General features: G+C 67.9%; 16 protein-coding genes. 9 read left to right on the top strand and 7 right to left on the bottom strand.

Features of this window, described 5'->3' with window-relative positions; all coding sequences use genetic code 11:
* Positions 1-47 precede the first annotated feature (47 nt).
* Together AWB94_RS16485 and AWB94_RS16480 are read left to right on the top strand one after the other, a co-directional pair.
* Positions 48-1,595, top strand: coding sequence for a molybdopterin-dependent oxidoreductase (locus tag AWB94_RS16485; protein WP_084395091.1), 1,548 nt, complete (start codon positions 48-50; stop codon positions 1,593-1,595).
* A gap of 42 nt (positions 1,596-1,637) precedes the next feature.
* On the top strand, positions 1,638-2,012 hold the full coding sequence (locus tag AWB94_RS16480) for a GatB/YqeY domain-containing protein (RefSeq protein ID WP_062656585.1): 375 nt from the start codon (positions 1,638-1,640) through the stop codon (positions 2,010-2,012).
* Here the strand turns inward: AWB94_RS16480 and AWB94_RS16475 are convergent.
* Positions 1,965-2,447, bottom strand: coding sequence for a pyridoxamine 5'-phosphate oxidase family protein (locus AWB94_RS16475; protein ID WP_062656584.1), 483 nt, complete (start codon positions 2,445-2,447; stop codon positions 1,965-1,967). The genes AWB94_RS16480 and AWB94_RS16475 overlap by 48 nt on opposite strands.
* Positions 2,448-2,529: 82 nt before the next feature.
* On the opposite strand from AWB94_RS16475, the gene AWB94_RS16470 reads away from it, so the two are divergent.
* The 3 genes from AWB94_RS16470 to AWB94_RS16460 are packed head-to-tail and all read left to right on the top strand — an operon-like array spanning position 2,530 to position 6,527.
* Positions 2,530-4,059, top strand: coding sequence for an ATP-dependent DNA ligase (locus AWB94_RS16470; protein ID WP_062656249.1), 1,530 nt, complete (start codon positions 2,530-2,532; stop codon positions 4,057-4,059).
* Between the two features lie 48 nt (positions 4,060-4,107).
* Positions 4,108-6,390 carry a carbon starvation CstA family protein gene (locus AWB94_RS16465; protein ID WP_062656248.1) on the top strand — a complete coding sequence of 761 codons (2,283 nt, stop codon included), beginning with the start codon at positions 4,108-4,110 and terminating at the stop codon, positions 6,388-6,390.
* On the top strand, positions 6,390-6,527 hold the full coding sequence (locus AWB94_RS16460) for a CstA-like transporter-associated (seleno)protein (RefSeq protein WP_234811759.1): 138 nt from the start codon (positions 6,390-6,392) through the stop codon (positions 6,525-6,527). Before AWB94_RS16465 ends, AWB94_RS16460 begins: the two co-directional genes overlap by 1 nt.
* Before the next feature lie 28 nt (positions 6,528-6,555).
* On the opposite strand, the gene AWB94_RS16455 is transcribed toward AWB94_RS16460, so the two are convergent.
* Positions 6,556-7,632 (bottom strand): LLM class F420-dependent oxidoreductase, encoded by a 1,077-nt coding sequence (locus AWB94_RS16455; RefSeq protein WP_062656247.1) that lies wholly within the window; start codon positions 7,630-7,632, stop codon positions 6,556-6,558.
* Positions 7,633-7,749: 117 nt separating this feature from the next.
* Between AWB94_RS16455 and AWB94_RS16450 the strand changes: the two genes are divergently transcribed.
* The 3 genes from AWB94_RS16450 to AWB94_RS16440 all read left to right on the top strand — a co-directional run bounded on the left by AWB94_RS16450 (position 7,750) and on the right by AWB94_RS16440 (position 9,855).
* A complete protein-coding gene (locus AWB94_RS16450) occupies positions 7,750-8,742 on the top strand; it encodes a serine hydrolase domain-containing protein (protein WP_165605305.1) in 993 nt (330 codons plus the stop codon).
* A gap of 306 nt (positions 8,743-9,048) precedes the next feature.
* Positions 9,049-9,351: a PLD nuclease N-terminal domain-containing protein gene (locus AWB94_RS16445; RefSeq protein ID WP_062656245.1), complete on the top strand. Its 303-nt coding sequence runs from the start codon at positions 9,049-9,051 to the stop codon at positions 9,349-9,351.
* 69 nt (positions 9,352-9,420) lie between these two features.
* The gene (locus tag AWB94_RS16440; RefSeq protein ID WP_062656244.1) at positions 9,421-9,855 is read left to right on the top strand and encodes a VOC family protein; all 435 of its coding nucleotides are present in this window, start codon (positions 9,421-9,423) and stop codon (positions 9,853-9,855) included.
* A gap of 78 nt (positions 9,856-9,933) precedes the next feature.
* Here AWB94_RS16440 and AWB94_RS16435 read toward each other — a convergent pair whose 3' ends face one another.
* The 4 genes from AWB94_RS16435 to fabG are packed head-to-tail and all read right to left on the bottom strand — an operon-like array spanning position 9,934 to position 13,787.
* Complete coding sequence (locus AWB94_RS16435; protein WP_062656243.1) at positions 9,934-10,647, bottom strand: GntR family transcriptional regulator; 714 nt, start codon at positions 10,645-10,647, stop codon at positions 9,934-9,936.
* A complete protein-coding gene (locus tag AWB94_RS16430; protein ID WP_062656242.1) occupies positions 10,631-11,824 on the bottom strand; it encodes an acyl-CoA dehydrogenase family protein in 1,194 nt (397 codons plus the stop codon). Before AWB94_RS16430 ends, AWB94_RS16435 begins: the two co-directional genes overlap by 17 nt.
* Entirely contained in the window at positions 11,821-13,047 is a 1,227-nt protein-coding gene (locus AWB94_RS16425; protein ID WP_062656241.1) for an acetyl-CoA C-acetyltransferase, read from the bottom strand. The genes AWB94_RS16430 and AWB94_RS16425 overlap by 4 nt, the downstream gene beginning before the upstream one ends.
* Entirely contained in the window at positions 13,047-13,787 is a 741-nt protein-coding gene (gene fabG, locus AWB94_RS16420; RefSeq protein ID WP_062656240.1) for a 3-oxoacyl-ACP reductase FabG, read from the bottom strand. The genes AWB94_RS16425 and fabG overlap by 1 nt, the downstream gene beginning before the upstream one ends.
* A 103-nt stretch (positions 13,788-13,890) precedes the next feature.
* On the opposite strand from fabG, the gene AWB94_RS16415 reads away from it, so the two are divergent.
* Positions 13,891-15,066, top strand: a complete 1,176-nt coding sequence (locus tag AWB94_RS16415; protein WP_062656239.1) for an acyl-CoA dehydrogenase family protein — start codon at positions 13,891-13,893, stop codon at positions 15,064-15,066.
* On the opposite strand, the gene AWB94_RS16410 is transcribed toward AWB94_RS16415, so the two are convergent.
* Entirely contained in the window at positions 15,054-15,509 is a 456-nt protein-coding gene (locus tag AWB94_RS16410; RefSeq protein ID WP_062656238.1) for a MaoC family dehydratase, read from the bottom strand. The two genes, AWB94_RS16415 and AWB94_RS16410, sit on opposite strands and share 13 nt — an antisense overlap.
* Between the last annotated feature and the right edge of the window lie 34 nt (positions 15,510-15,543).

The raw sequence follows: 15,543 nt of genomic DNA, 5'->3' as shown, positions 1-15,543 counted from the left end.
ACGGTTCGGTAAGGCTTTCCAGAACCTCCCTGGGCTAGCGTGGATTCGTGAGCGCGCCCATCGCCCCCGGTACCCGATTGCTCTGCGGTGTCGCCTCCGCGGCGATCACGCTCGGTGTCAGCGCACTGGCGGCGATCCCCCTGGGCGCGTCGGCCGACGCCCGCACCGCCGTGGGGTCGAGCGTCATCGACCACACCCCCGGGCCGGTCAAGGAATGGGCGATCCAAACGTTCGCCACCTTCGACAAACTGTTCCTGACGGTGGCGGTGCTGGTGGTGATCGCCATCCTCGCCGCGCTGGCCGGCCTGCTGGAGCGCCGCCGCGTCCCGATCGGCAGTGTCATGTTCGCCGCCGCGGGAGTGGCCGGGTGCGTGGCCGTGCTGACCCGCACCGGCGCCCGCCCGCTGGACATCGCGCCGACGGTGGTGGGCACGCTGGCCGGAATCCTGGCATTGCGTTTCCTCACCTCGGGGCGGCTGCGCGACGATTCCGCCAACAGTGCCGCCGAGACCGATCCGGGCCGCCGACTGTCGTTGGCCGCCCTCGGGTTCCTCGGGGTGGGCACCCTGACCGGCGCGTTGGGCACCATCTACGGTGGCCGGGTCAATTCCGTTTCCGGCGACCGGAATTCGTTCACCGCGCCGCCGCTGACCAAACCCGCCCCACCGGTACCGGCCGGGGTACAGCCGGCCGGCGTGGCGCTGCCGAGCTTCGTGACCGGCAACGCCGACTTCTACCGGATCGACACCGCACTGGCGGTGCCGCAACTGTCCCGGGCCGAGTGGAAACTGCGCATCCACGGCATGGTCGACCACGAAAAGACCTACCGCTTCGACGATCTGGCCGGTTTCGAACTCATCGAGAAGATGGTCACCCTGACATGCGTGTCCAACCCGGTCGGGGGTGACCTCATCGGCAACGCGGTGTGGACCGGCTACCGGGTGCGTGATCTGCTGGCTGCCGCCGGCGTCCATACCGACGCCGACATGGTGCTGTCCACGTCCAGCGACGGCTTCACCGCCGGCTCCCCGGTGCAGGCACTCACCGATGGTCGCGACGCGTTGCTGGCCATCACCATGAACGGTCAGCCGTTGCCCGTCGAGCACGGTTACCCAGCGCGGCTGGTGGTGCCCGGACTCTACGGCTACGTCTCCGCGACCAAATGGGTGGTCGACCTGGAACTCACCAGATTCGACCGAGCCCAGGCCTATTGGACACAGCTGGGCTGGGCCCCGCAGGGACCGATCAAGACGCAGTCCCGGATCGACGTACCGCGGTCCGGAGCGGATGTCCCACAGGGCCCGGCCCGGTTCGGCGGGGTGGCCTGGGCCCAGAATCGCGGGGTACGCGCGGTCGAGGTGCGTATCGACGCCCCCGGCCAAGAGGGCACCTGGCAGCCCGCCACGTTGGGCTCGGCGTACTCGAACGAAACGTGGCGGCTGTGGAGTTTTGACTGGCAGGCTGATCGGCCGGGTCTGCATACCATCACCGTGCGCGCGACCGACAACACCGGGGCGGTACAGACCGCCGACATCGCCGATGTGGTGCCCGACGGGGCGACCGGCTACCACAGCGTCGACTTCGCCGTCACCTAAATCGGTTTCGCGGACCACCCATGCCGGGCTATGTTGTCCGGCATGACATCTGCGCCCGCTCAGCGCTGGCGTACCACGCTGCGTTCGGCCCTGCTACAGGCCCGCAAACAGCGCGACACCGTGCGGGTCGCGGCGCTGCGCAGTGCGCTCGGCGCGATCGACAACGCCGAGACGCCGGACATGGCCGAAACCCACACCCGGATCGACGGACCGATCGCGCACAGCGTCGCCGGGCTGGGCGCCGCCGAGGTCGCGCGCCGTGCACTCACCGAGGCCGAGGTCCTGGCCCTGCTACACGCCGAGATCGACGAACGGATCAGCGCGGCAACGCAGTTCAGTGCCGGCGGGCACGGTGACCGGGCGGCACGATTACGCGCCGAGGCCGCGGTGCTCGACGGGTTTCTGACCGGGCCCTGATGCGGCCGCGGCGTGGTACTGCGGGCTCGTCGGATCACGGAACTCCCGGCCGGTCATCTGTTCGGTCCTGACCCGGACGAAATGGTCGCGGCGACCACTCACCCATGGCGAGACGAAGGTTCCGGCGATCTCGACCAGTTCGTCGACATCGGTGACCGGCTCGGCGTGGCCGACCACCGTCACGCTCCACCCGGCGCGCAGATCCTGGTCCAGTTCGTCGGCCTCGAAGGCCACCACTTGGCGGCCGGCGGCCGCGGCCAGCTTGCCGCCACCGGCGACCCGGATCACCACATCGTCGTGCCACAGCCGGAAGTTCACCGGCTGAACGGCGGGTAGCGCGCTCTCGGTGAAGATGAGCCGGCCGACGCGGGTGGTCTGCAACCTGTCCAGGCACTGCCTACGGTTGAGGACGTCGAGGTCGTGTGTGTTCGGCATGATTCCCACTGTCCGCCGGGACGTGGGTCGGGCACAGGGCCGAAAGTCCCGACTTGTCGGCCCTGCGTGGCACCGTGGAACCATGTTGCTCAGCGCGGTGGCAGAGGCCTCGGTCGATGTGGCGGCGGCGTCGTCGCGGCTGGCCAAGACTGCCCGGGTGGCCGACCTGCTGGCGCACGCAGATCCCGCCGATGTCGGCCTGGTGGTGTCCTGGCTGGCCGGTGAGCTCCCCCAGCGACAGATCGGTGTGGGCTGGGCCGCCCTGCGCCACCTGCCCCCGCCCGCCGACGCCCCCACACTGACGGTGTCGGGGGTGGACCAGGCGTTCTCCCGGATCAAGGCCACCACCGGCAAGGGCTCGCAGGCGCTGCGCTCCCAGCTGCTCGGCGACCTGTTCACCGCGGCCACCGCCGCCGAGCAGGCCTTCCTGCGCCGCTTGTTGTCCGGTGAGCTGCGCCAGGGCGCCCTGGCCGGGGTGATGTCCGAGGCCGTCGCCAAGGCCGCCGGGGTGCCCGCAGCGCAGGTGCGCCGGGCCGCGATGCTGGCCGGTGAGCTGCCCACCGTCGCCGTCGCCGCGTTGTCCGATGGCGCCGCCGGTCTGGCCCGGTTCGCCCTCACGGTCGGCCGGCCGGTCGGCCCGATGCTCGCGCAGACCGCCACCGCCGTCGGTGACGCACTCGAAAAACTGGGCGGTGACGTGGTTTTCGAGGCGAAGTTGGACGGCGCCCGGGTGCAGATCCACCGCGACGGTGACCGGGTGTCGGTGTACACCCGCAGCCTCGACGACGTCACCGCACGGCTGCCGGAGGTGGTCGATGCCGCCCTGGCGCTGCCGGTGACCCATCTCATCGCCGACGCCGAGGCGATCGCGCTGCGTCCGGACGGCCGTCCGCACCGGTTCCAGGTCACCGCGTCGCGGTTCGGCAACAAGTCGGGCGCCCGGGAACACCCCCTGTCGGTCTTCTTCTTCGACGTGCTGCACCATGACGGCACCGATCTGCTCGACCTGCCGACCACCGACCGGCTGGCGGTGCTGGACGCGGTCGTGCCCGCCGGGCAGCGGGTGGACCGGCTCATCACCGCGGATGCCGACGCGGCCGGACAATTCCTGCAGACGGTGCTGGCGGCCGGTCACGAAGGGGTGATGGCGAAGTCGTCGGCCGCCCCGTACGAGGCAGGCCGGCGCGGGTCCGGCTGGCTCAAGGTCAAACCCGTGCACACCCTGGACCTGGTGGTGCTGGCGGTGGAATGGGGTTCGGGTCGGCGCGCCGGCAAGCTGTCCAACATCCACCTGGGTGCCCGCGATCCCGCGACGGGCGGATTCGTGATGTTGGGCAAGACGTTCAAGGGCATGACCGACGCCATGTTGGACTGGCAGACGCGGCGTTTCACCGAACTCGCCGTGGGAGGCACCGACGGGTACGTGGTCGCGGTGCGGCCGGAACAAGTCGTGGAGATCGCCTTCGACGGGGTGCAGGGCTCCACGAGGTATCCGGGCGGGATGGCGTTGCGCTTTGCGCGAGTGGTCCGTTATCGCGACGACAAACGCGCCGATGAGGCCGACACCATCGACACCGTCCGGGCCCATTACGAACGCGGCGATTCACCCTAAACGGCGGTTCGGCCCCGGCCCGGTTTGTCGCGGTGAAAAGATCGCCCTATGGCTTCACCGACGAAACCTCTGGAAGAACGCAAGGGCGATATCACCTATATCCGCACCGATGAGGACCTCCCGCCGGTCGCGATCATCGATCGCTCCCCCATCACCGTGCGGCACCGCGTCATCTTCGGGGTGATCGCCCTGCTCGGTGCGATCGCCTGGGCTGTCATCGCATTCCTGCGCGGTGAGACGGTGAATGCAGTGTGGTTCGTCATCGCGGCCATCTGCACCTACGTCATCGGATTCCGGTTCTATGCGCGGTTGATCGAGAACAAGATCGTCCAGCCGCGCGATGACCACGCCACCCCGGCCGAGATCTTCGAGAACGGCACCGATTACATGCCCACCGACCGGCGGGTGCTGTTCGGCCATCACTTCGCCGCGATCGCCGGCGCCGGACCGCTGGTCGGGCCGGTACTGGCCATGCAGATGGGATACCTGCCCGGCACCATCTGGATCATCATCGGGGCGCTGGTGGCCGGTTGCGTCCAGGACTACCTGGTGCTGTCCATTTCGGTGCGCCGCCGGGGCCGCTCACTGGGCCAGATGGCCCGCGACGAGCTCGGCAGCATCGGCGGTGTGGCCGCGATCGTCGGCGTGCTGGTGATCATGGTGATCCTGCTCGCGGTGCTGGCCCTGGTGGTGGTCAACGCGCTGGCCGAAAGCCCGTGGGGGGTGTTCTCCATCGCGATGACCATTCCCATCGCGATCTTCATGGGCTTGTACCTGCGCTTCCTTCGCCCGGGCCGGGTGTCCGAGGTGTCACTCATCGGCGTCGTGCTGCTGCTGCTGGCGGTCGTCGCCGGCGGCTGGGTGGCCGAAACATCCTGGGGTGCCGACTGGTTCACGCTGTCGAAGGTGACGTTGTCGTGGTGCATCATCATCTACGGCCTGGCAGCCTCCGTGCTGCCGGTGTGGCTGCTGCTGGCACCGCGCGATTACCTGTCGACGTTCATGAAGGTCGGCACCATCGTGCTGTTGGCCATCGGCATCCTGCTGGCCCGCCCGGTGATGCAGGCACCGGCACTGTCCCAGTTCGCCGGCAGCGGCTCGGGCCCGGTGTTCGCCGGCGCACTGTTCCCCTTCTTGTTCATCACCATCGCCTGCGGCGCCCTGTCCGGGTTTCACTCGCTGATCTCCTCGGGGACCACACCGAAGCTGCTGGAGAAGGAATCGCAGATGCGGCTGATCGGCTACGGCGGCATGCTCACCGAATCGTTCGTGGCCATCATGGCGCTCATCACCGCGGCGATCCTCAACCAGCATCTGTACTTCGCCATCAACGCACCGTCGGCGCAAACCGGTACCACCGCTCAGACCGCGGCCGATTACGTCAACGGCCTCGGGCTGTCCGGCCAGCCGATCACCGGCGCGGAGATCACCGATGCCGCCGAGAGCGTCGGAGAGAAGTCGGTCGTTTCCCGCACCGGCGGGGCACCCACCCTGGCCTTCGGCATGTCCGAGGTGCTGCACCAGGTGTTCGGCGGGGCGAGCATGAAGGCATTCTGGTATCACTTCGCGATCATGTTCGAGGCCCTGTTCATCCTCACCACCGTCGACGCCGGCACCCGGGTGGCCCGGTTCATGCTGTCGGACGGGTTGGCCAATCTTGGTGGGCCGCTGAAGAATCTGCGCGATCCGAGCTGGCGGGTCGGTGCGTGGGTGTGCAGCATCATCGTGGTGGCCGCGTGGGGCAGCATCCTGCTGATGGGTGTCACCGACCCGCTCGGTGGGATCAACACGCTGTTCCCGTTGTTCGGCATCGCCAACCAGCTGCTGGCCGCCATCGCGTTGACGGTGGTCACCGTGGTGATCATCAAACGCGGGCTGGTGAAGTGGGCGTGGATCCCGGGTGTGCCGTTGCTGTGGGACCTGACCGTCACGATGACCGCGTCGTTCCAGAAGATCTTCTCCGGGGATCCGAAAGTGGGCTACTGGACCCAGCATTCGCAGTACGTTGCGGCCAAGGACGCCGGCAAGACCGCGTTCGGGGCGGCCAAGAATCCCGACCAGTTGGATGCCGTCATCCGCAACACGTTCATCCAGGGCACCCTGTCGATCATCTTCGCCGTGCTGGTGCTCATCGTGTTCGTCGCCGGTGTGGTGATGGCCCTGCGCGCGTTGCGCGGGACGGGCCGCCCGCTGTCCGCCGACGACCCGGTGCCCTCCGCACTGTTCGCGCCGGCCGGGCTGATCCCCACCGCCGCGGAGAAGGAGGTGAGCAAACTGTGGGACGCCTTACCGACCTCGCCGGCCAGATCCGTTGGTACTGCTCATCATTGATGGGCGACAACCACTACCAGCGCTACCTGCGGCATCGCCGCCGCACCCACCCCGGCGAACCGGTGCTCACCGAGCGGGAGTACTGGCGTCAGCGCCACGCGGCGGCCGACGCCAACCCCGCCGCCCGCTGCTGCTGACCGTCGCGTCGGCGGACACTCGGTGCGCTCACCCGCCGCTGCGGACTGACGTCTCCGCGTTGCACCGCAGCACCTTTGGCTGTTCCCGAAGGTCGGCGAGTACGCCCGCGATGGCCGGTTCGGGGAGTCCGGGCGGGAATCCGGGCAGCACCCGGTCGATCACGCCGGCGCAGCGCTGCCGCAGCGCGTCGGCCACCTCGGACAGCGGGGCGACGACGGCGAAGGCGGCCAGCACCTCGTCATCGACGAGGTCGGCCATGGTGTCCCATTGTCCCAGCCGCGACAGGCGGTGCAATTCGGTGTGCAGTTCACCCCAGCCGTGCACGTCCAGCACCGCCCGATACGCCGGGGTGGACCCGTAGAAGGCGATCTCCTTGCGTTGGGCGGCTGCCGCAGCGGCGAACTGCTCCTCCGTCTCGCCGGTCACCACGAAAACCGGGCAGGACACCTCGAACGCGTCTCGGTGGCGTCCCGCCCGTGTCAGCCCGGCCAGCAGCGCCGGGATGGTCACCTCGTCCAGATAGCGTTTGGTGGTGAAGGCGTGTGCGATCAACCCGTCAGCGACCTCACCGCACAGGTGCGTCAGGCCGTCGCCGACCGCCGCGATGAAGATCTTCGGCACCCCGTATGGCTGCGGCTCCGGGGTGAACATCGGCGTCATCAGTTTGTGGGTGTAGAACTCACCCTCGAAACTCAGCCTGGTGTGGTGCTGCCAACACGACCAGATAGCTTGTACCGCAGCGACGAACTCGCGCATCCGGCGCACCGGCTGGCCCCACGGCATGCCGAACCGCTTTTCGATGTGCGCTTGCACCTGGGTACCCAATCCGAGGATGAACCGGCCACGCGAGTAGGCCTGGAGGTCCCAGCCCAGATTGGCGACCAGCATCGGGTTGCGCGCGAATGCCACGGCAACGCTCGTGCCCAGCTGCATCCGGGATGTGTGCTCGGCGGCGAGCAGAAGCGGCAGGAACGGGTCGTGGTTGACCTCACCGGTCCAGCAGCCGTCGTAACCCTGTGCTTCCAGCGCGCGCGCCGCGGCAGGCACCTTGTCGAGGTCACTGGGCATCCCCCGATCGATGCTCAGCCGGGCGCCGTTACCCATGCGGCGACGCTACAGTAGCCAATTCGGTACGGTCAACGCCTGCGCGGCGGGCGGCCGATGCGGCGCAACGGGTTCCCGCTCAGCCACCTGCGCGGGCATGAGGACCATGATGAGCAGATGCAGACACCTGAACTCGGCGCGGCGACCGGCGACGCGGATCTGATCGCGCGGCTCGAACCCCTTGCGCGCGCCGCTGGTCTCGGGGACCGGCTGAGCGTGGTGTGCATCAGGGGCGGCGTTCACCGCCATGCCCATTTCGGGGCCGGGCCCGCCACGGTTTACGAGATCGGTTCGGTCACCAAGACGTTGACAGCACTGCTCTTCGCAGAGGCAATCGAGTCGGGCGAGCTGCGGGCCGATACCCGTGTGGGGACACTGCTGGACCTCGCGCACAGCCCGGCGGCCGACGTGACGCTCGAGGAACTTGCCAGTCACCGCTCCGGGTTACCGCGAGTCGCCACCGGCCTGTGGGATCGCGCCAACGCGATTGTGGCGGTCCTGCGGCACCGCAATCCGTACACGGCCGACCTACAGCGGCTGCTCGGGCACGCCAGGTCGGCGAAAATAGTTTCCAGGGGCCAGTTTTCGTACTCCAACCTGGGCGCTGCCCTGCTGGGCCAGGCGCTCGCTGCCCACGCCGGGACCGGGTTTCCCGAACTGCTGCACCGTCGCCTGTTCACTCGGATCGGTATGACGCGTTCGAGCACACCGTTGTCCAGCGCCGACCTGCCCGCCGGCGCGCCGACAGGATGGAGCGCGCGCGGCACACGCGAGCAGGCCTGGACTTTGGGCGCGTACGCCCCTGCCGGCGGGGTGCGCTCGACTGCCGCCGATATGGCCATTTACGCGCAAGCGTTGCTCGACGGTGACGCGCCGGGCCTCACCGCACTCGAACCCCGTTGGGATGCCGGCAACGGGAGTCGGGTGGGTTACGCGTGGTTCACCGATCGCGTCGACGATGTCGACATCGCCTGGCATAACGGCGCAACCGGTGGCTTTTCGAGCATGCTGGCGCTTGACCGGCGCGGGGGCGCCGCGGTGGTGATCCTGGCCAATACCGCGGTCGCGGTCGACGAGATCGCGCTACGGCTTCTGGTGGAGGCCACGTAGCGGCTTCGATCAGCGGAAGTCCCTGGGCCGGGACTTGTCGTACCCCCCCTCTGCGAGAATTAGGTCATGTCCCAGCGCCGCAGCGTCTTCGGAGCCCAAAGAGCGGTTGGCGGTGCTGTTCGACGAGATCGGCGAGCTGTGCGGGCAACGCAACGCCATCGACGGGGGTACCAACCCTTCCAACCGCCAGCCAGCAGTGGCAACTAGGCGGCCACTCCGGCACGCTTGCTAGATTCGCAGTAAGTGAGTCGGCCCAGCGTTGTGTCGTCCCAACCCTGGCCGCCGGCCACGAGAGGATCACTGCCCGTGCCCTACCTGGGATTACTGGTCACCGCGTTACTGGTGACCGCCATCGTCGACATCGCGCGCGCCGACGAGGAGCGCATCCGCGGCTTCGGCCGCACCCAATGGACATTGCTGGTCGTCCTCGCCCCGGTGGCAGGCGCGCTCGCCTGGTTCATCGCGGGGCGCCCGACTGCCGATCGGGTCGCCCCCATCGCGCCGATCGTCGACGACGCCGCCGAAGACGAGTTCCGCCGGCAGTGTCGGGAGCGCGCCGAGATGCAACGCCGGGCGGGGCGGTCACAACGCGACAGCACGCCCGACTGACGCACACCTCATACCGACCAGAAACATAGTGAAGCTCTTGTGACGTCGGCTGACCGCTAGGGTCATGTCATGGACCAGCAGCTCAATTTCGTCACCATCGCCGCGGTCGACCTGGACACGACCCGTCGTTTCTACGGCGCACTGGGCTGGCATGCGTTGCTGGACGTCGAGGGTGAGATCGTGTTCTACCAGACCGCTCCGGGACAGGTGCTCGCGTTCTTCCTCGCCGAGAAATTCAATGCCGACCTCGGATTGCCCGCCGACCATCCTGCCGCCGCGGTGTCCGGAATCACCCTGGCCCACAACGTCGGCAGCGACAGTGCGGTGATCGACATCGTCGCGGCGATGGCCGAAGCCGGTGGCACGATTCTGAAAGCCCCGCAGCCCGGCCAGTTCGGCGGGGTGTTCCACGCCCACGTCCGCGACCCCAACGGGGTGATCTGGGAGATCGCGCACAATCCGGGATGGCGGGTCGATCCGGACGGCACGGTCCGGATCGGCTGAATCACGCCACCCGGCGGTTTGTGCGGTTTCGTCCGCGACGCGCCGGTCGCCGCGGATCGATCCGCACAAACGAGCACCTCAGCCCGGGCGGATCACGCCCCGCTCGGTGAGGTGCTCGGTCATCGGCCGGACCCCGACGGTGAAGTGCTCGGCCATCGCGGCCCGCACCATATCGCCGTCACGGCGCTGCAGCGCGTCGAGCACCGTGCGGTGATCCCGGATCGACTGGGCCGGCCAGCCCTCCAGGGTGGGAAACACCGACTCCGGAGCGTAGCGGGTGACGACGGACATCACCTGCGTCAGCTTCGGTGAATCGGCGATGACGTTGATCAGCCGGTGAAACTCGTGGTTGAGCCGGACGGTGCGATCCAGATCGTCGTGGTCGTAAGCCTTTTCGAGGGCGTCCTGGATGGCGGTGAGCTCAGCCAACTGTTCGTCGGTGATGTTGGCGGCCGCCCGCGCCCCGAGCTCGCCGCCGATATAGGCCTGCAGATTGGCGACGTCGGCGATATCGCGGGCGGTGACCTCCAACACCATGAACCCACGGCGGGGGTGCTGCACCAGCAGGCCCTCGGCACGCAGGTTCAACAGCGCCTCGCGCACCGGCGTGACGCTGATGCCGAGATCGGCCGCCAGCTGGTCCAACCGCAGGTACACCCCGGCCGGATAGGTGCCGTGGAAGATCCGGCGCCGCACCACCCGCGCGACATCATCGGAGAGCTGCGGGCGGTCGGCGAGCTCGGCTTCCCCCCGTCGCTTCGCTCGCCCCTCGGAGTCAGACGCGATACTCATCGAGCAGGTTCTTACTGATGATCGTCTTCTGGATTTCGCTGGTGCCCTCACCGATCAACAGGAACGGTGCGTCGCGCATCAGCCGCTCGATCTCGTACTCCTTGGAGTAGCCGTAACCCCCGTGGATCCGGAAGCTCTGCTGGGTGACCTCCGAACAGAATTCGCTGGCAAGGTATTTGGCCATGCCCGCGGCCATATCGTTGCGCTCACCGGAATCCTTGAGCCGTGCGGCGTTGACCATCATCAGATGCGCGGCCTCGACCTTGGTCGCCATCTCGGCCAGTTGGAAGGCGATCGCCTGATGCTCGGCGATCGGCTTGCCGAACGTGGCCCGCTGCTGGGCGTAGCGCGCGGCCAGTTCGAACGCCCGGATACCCACACCGCACGCGCGTGCCGACACGTTCACCCGGCCCACCTCGATGCCGTCCATCATCTGGAAGAAGCCCTGTCCCGGAGCGTTTCCGAGAATGTCGTCGGCGGAGGCGCGGTAGCCGTCGAAGACCAGTTCGGTGGTGTCGATGCCCTTGTAGCCCATCTTGTCGATCTTGCCCGGAATGGTCAGGCCGGGCTTCACCTCACCGAAACCGGCGGGCTTCTCGATCAGGAAGGCGGTCAGGTTGCGGTGCGGCTTGGCTTCTCCCTCATCGGTTTTCACCAGCGCGGCCACCAAGGTCGAGCTGGCGCCGTTGGTCAGCCACATCTTCTGCCCGCTGATCGTGTAGTTGCCGTCGGTATCCCGGACCGCCTTGGTACGGATGGCGGCGACGTCGGAACCCAATTCGGGTTCGGACATCGAGAAGGCTCCGCGTACCTCACCGGTGGCCATCCGAGGCAGGTGACGCTGCTTCTGTTCGTCGGTGCCGTGTTGGCGCAGCATGTAGGCGACGATGAAGTGGGTGTTGATCACGCCGGAGACGCTCATCCAGCCGCGGGCCAGTTCCTCCACGCACAGCGCGTAGGTCAGCAGCGACTCCCCCAGCCCGCCGTACTGCTCGGGAATCATCAGCCCGAACAGGCCCATCTGACGCATGCCGTCGACGATGCCCTGCGGGTAGGTGTCGGAGTGTTCCAGCTCCTGGGCGTTAGGGATGATCTCCCGATCCACGAATTGCCGTACCGTCGAGACGATTTCGGCCTGCACCTCGGTCAGGCCGAGGGTCTGCGCCAAGCGGGTCATGCGACGATCCGTTCGAACACGGCGGCCAGCCCTTGACCGCCTCCGATGCACATGGTTTCCAGCCCGTACCGGGCTCCGCGGGCGTCGAGTTCGCGGGCCAGCGTGGCCAGCATCCGGCCGCCGGTGGCGCCGACCGGGTGCCCGAGCGAGATCCCGGAGCCGCGGACGTTGGTGCGCTCCATGTCCGTCTCGGTGAACTTCCATTCCCGCAGCACAGCCAGTGCCTGCGCGGCGAACGCCTCGTTGAGTTCGACGAGGTCGATCTGGGAAAGCGTCAGGCCGGCATTGCGCAGCGCGACCTCCGTCGCCGGCACCGGGCCGATGCCCATGACGTGGGGCGCCACCCCGGCCAGCCCCCACGACACCAGGCGGACAAGGGGTCGCAAGCCGAGTTCGGCGGCGCGCGCGGCGGTGGTGACGATGCACATCGACGCCGCGTCGTTCTGGCCGCTGGAGTTTCCCGCGGTGACGGTCGCCTCCGGGTCTTGTTTTCCCAGAATCGGTTTCAACCTGCTCAAGGCCTCCACCGAGGTGTCGGCACGGGGGTGCTCGTCGGTGTCGATCGACTGCTCACCGGATCTCGACGACACCGTGACGGCGACGATCTCCCCGGACAGCACGCCGTCCCGTTGTGCGGCAACGGCTTTCTGGTGTGAGCGCACCGCCAGTTCGTCCTGTTCGATGCGTGAGATGCCGTACTGCCGCCGAAGGTTCTCCGCGGTCTCCAGCATGCCGCCCGGCACCGGGTAGTTCTTTCCGCCCGCCGTGGTGCGGCCGCGGGCCAGGCCGTCGTGCACCCGGATGCCGGTGCGGGAGCCGCCCCAGCGCATATCGGTGGAGTGGAACGCCACATTGCTCATCGACTCGGCACCGCCTGCGACGACCAGATCGTTGGCCCCGCTGCCGACCTGCAGGCAGGCTTGGATGACGGCCTGCAGCCCCGATCCGCAACGGCGGTCCACCTGCATGCCGGGCACCGTGATCGGCAGTCCGGCGTCCAGCGCCACCACCCGGCCGATCGCGGGCGCCTCCGGAGACGGGTAGCAGTGTCCGAGGATCACGTCGCCCACCGCGTCGGCGGGGACACCGGTGCGCTGCAGCAGTCCGCGCAGCGCGGCGACGCCGAGTTCGACGGCGGTCAGCGAGGCGAACATCCCGCCGTAACGACCGATGGGCGTGCGAATCGGCTCGCAGATCACCACGGTGTTCGCCGCCACGGACATCAGATGTGCCGCCCGCCGGTCACTTCGAGTACGCAACCGGTCATGTACGAGGACATGTCAGACGCCAGGAATGCCGCCGCCGAGGCGACCTCGCTGGGCTCGGCGGCCCTGCCCATCGGGATCTCTGCCAGCTTCTGATCCCAAATCCGTTGCGGCATGGCCTCGGTCATGGCCGAGCGGATCAGGCCGGGCTGGATCGCGTTGATCCGCACGCCGAGATGCGCCACCTCCTTGGCCGCGGCCTTGGTCAGGCCGACGATACCGGCCTTGGCCGCCGAATAATTCGTCTGTCCGACCAAGCCGACCTTGCCCGAGATCGACGAGATATTGATGATGGCACCGCTTTTCGCTTCGCGCATGATGTTGGCCGCCAGCCGGGTGCCGTTCCAACAGCCCTTCAGGTGCACGTCGATGACCTGATCGAACTGTTCCTCGGTCATCTTGCGCATCGTGGCGTCACGGGTGATACCGGCGTTGTTGACCATGATGTCCAAACCGCCGAAGGTCGCGACGGCCGCGTCGACGAGGGCCTGCATCTCGGCGGCGTCGGTGACGTCAGCCCGCACCGCGTGGGCGACGGCGGGACCGCCGAGTGCGGCCACCGCGGCCTCGGTCGCCTCGGGGTTGAGGTCCCCCAGGACCACCCGGGCTCCCTCGGCGATGAATCGTTGCGCGATCGCGAATCCGATTCCTTGGGCACCACCGGTGATCACCGCGGTGCGACCGTCTAGCAGGGCCATCGGCTTCCTTCCTCTGAGACCTCGCGGGCTGGAGCTGAACATAAAATATGATATTTCTTGCATCAAGTCTGAATCCCCCGGGCAGCAGTCAGGAGTCCGACCCATGACGTCCACGATCAGCAGTGAAGTCAGCGACAAGGATTTCGCCGACATCCTCGCCGCCACCCGCCAGTTCATCCGCGCCCAGGTCATGCCGCGTGAGTTGGAGATCATGGCCACCGACAAGGTGCCCGACGACATCCGCGACCAGGCCAAGCATCTCGGGTTGTTCGGCTACGCCATCCCCCAGCAGTGGGGCGGCCTGGGGCTCGACCTCGTTCAGGACGTCGAACTGGCGATGGAATTCGGCTACACCAGCCTGGCGCTGCGGTCGATGTTCGGCACCAACAACGGCATCGCGGGTCAGGTCCTGGTCGGCTTCGGCACCGACGAGCAGAAGTCCCGCTGGCTGGCGGGCATCGCCTCCGGCGAGGTGGTGGCATCGTTCGCGCTCACCGAACCGGGTGCCGGCTCGAATCCGGCGGGCCTGCGATCGAAGGCGGTGCGCGACGGCCAGCAGTGGGTGATCAGCGGCCAGAAGCGGTTCATCACCAATGCGCCGACCGCGAATCTGTTCGTGGTGTTCGCCCGCACCCGCCCGGCCGACGCCGATGGCGCGGGGATCGCCGTGTTCCTGGTGCCCGCCGATGCGCCCGGCGTGGTGGTCGGCAATAAGGACGCGAAGATGGGGCAGGAGGGCGCCTGGACCGCCGACGTCAGCTTCGACGAGGTCCGCGTCGGCGACGACGCCCTGGTCGGCGGCAGCGTGGACATCGGCTATCGGGCGGCCATGACCTCATTGGCCCGCGGTCGGATACACATCGCCGCCGTGGCGGTGGGCAGCGCCGCGCGCGCCCTCGACGAGTCGGTGGCGTACGCCGCCACCGCCACCCAGGGCGGCACACCGATCGGCAACTTCCAACTGGTGCAGGCCATGCTCGCCGACCAGCAGACCGGCGTGATGGCCGGCCGGGCGCTGGTCCGGGAGGCGGCCAGGCTATGGGTGTCGGGTGAGGACCGCCGCATCGCGCCGTCGACGGCGAAGCTGTACTGCACCGAGATGGTGGGCAAGGTCGCGGATCTCGCGGTCCAAATCCACGGCGGCAGTGGGTATATGCGCGAGGTGGCGGTGGAACGCATCTATCGCGAGGTGCGATTGCTGCGCCTGTACGAGGGCACCAGTGAGATCCAGCGGCTCATCATCGGTGGTGCCCTCGTCAAGGCGGCTCAGGCGATATAGCGGACGATCGACTCGGCCACCGCGGCGGGTTTGTCCGATCCCTCGATCTCGACCGTGATGGTGACGGTGGCCTGGGCGGTGCCCTCGGCGGGCGCCGCCACATCGGTGACGACACCACGTGCCCGGATCTTCGCGCCCACCTTGACCGGGCTGACGAAGCGCACCTTGTTATAGCCGTAGTTCACCGCGAGCTTGATGCCGTCCACCCGGTAGAGCTGGTGGGAGAAATGCGGCAGCAACGACAGCGTCAGCAGGCCGTGCGCGATGGGCCCCCCGAACGGTCCACCTGCGGCCCGCTCGGGGTCGACGTGGATCCATTGATGATCTTCGGTGGCGTCGGCGAACAGGTTCACCCGGTCCTGGGTGATCTCCAGCCATTCCGTGGGCCCGAGTTCGGTGCCGGCGCCGGCAATGAGCTCGTCAAGATCGGTGAAGACTTTCACAATTTCCCCTCTCGAGATACTGCTTCATACATAG

The sequence above is a fragment of the Mycolicibacterium canariasense genome (genome assembly GCF_002101555.1).
GTDB lineage: Bacteria > Actinomycetota > Actinomycetes > Mycobacteriales > Mycobacteriaceae > Mycobacterium > Mycobacterium canariasense.
This window is presented reverse-complemented; position numbering and strand designations above follow the sequence as displayed.

Excerpts from the sequence above, each read along its gene's own strand:
- AWB94_RS16480 (WP_062656585.1), top strand. The coding sequence starts at position 1,638 with ATGACATCTGCGCCCGCTCAGCGCTGGCGTACCACGCTGCGTTCGGCC.
- AWB94_RS16470 (WP_062656249.1), top strand. The coding sequence starts at position 2,530 with ATGTTGCTCAGCGCGGTGGCAGAGGCCTCGGTCGATGTGGCGGCGGCG.
- AWB94_RS16415 (WP_062656239.1), top strand. The coding sequence starts at position 13,891 with ATGACGTCCACGATCAGCAGTGAAGTCAGCGACAAGGATTTCGCCGAC.
- AWB94_RS16460 (WP_234811759.1), top strand. The coding sequence starts at position 6,390 with ATGGGCGACAACCACTACCAGCGCTACCTGCGGCATCGCCGCCGCACC.
- AWB94_RS16425 (WP_062656241.1), bottom strand. The coding sequence starts at position 13,047 with ATGTCCGTGGCGGCGAACACCGTGGTGATCTGCGAGCCGATTCGCACG.
- AWB94_RS16465 (WP_062656248.1), top strand. The coding sequence starts at position 4,108 with ATGGCTTCACCGACGAAACCTCTGGAAGAACGCAAGGGCGATATCACC.
- AWB94_RS16475 (WP_062656584.1), bottom strand. The coding sequence starts at position 2,447 with ATGCCGAACACACACGACCTCGACGTCCTCAACCGTAGGCAGTGCCTG.
- AWB94_RS16435 (WP_062656243.1), bottom strand. The coding sequence starts at position 10,647 with ATGAGTATCGCGTCTGACTCCGAGGGGCGAGCGAAGCGACGGGGGGAA.
- AWB94_RS16440 (WP_062656244.1), top strand. The coding sequence starts at position 9,421 with ATGGACCAGCAGCTCAATTTCGTCACCATCGCCGCGGTCGACCTGGAC.
- AWB94_RS16450 (WP_165605305.1), top strand. The coding sequence starts at position 7,750 with ATGCAGACACCTGAACTCGGCGCGGCGACCGGCGACGCGGATCTGATC.
- fabG (WP_062656240.1), bottom strand. The coding sequence starts at position 13,787 with ATGGCCCTGCTAGACGGTCGCACCGCGGTGATCACCGGTGGTGCCCAA.
- AWB94_RS16430 (WP_062656242.1), bottom strand. The coding sequence starts at position 11,824 with ATGACCCGCTTGGCGCAGACCCTCGGCCTGACCGAGGTGCAGGCCGAA.
- AWB94_RS16455 (WP_062656247.1), bottom strand. The coding sequence starts at position 7,632 with ATGGGTAACGGCGCCCGGCTGAGCATCGATCGGGGGATGCCCAGTGAC.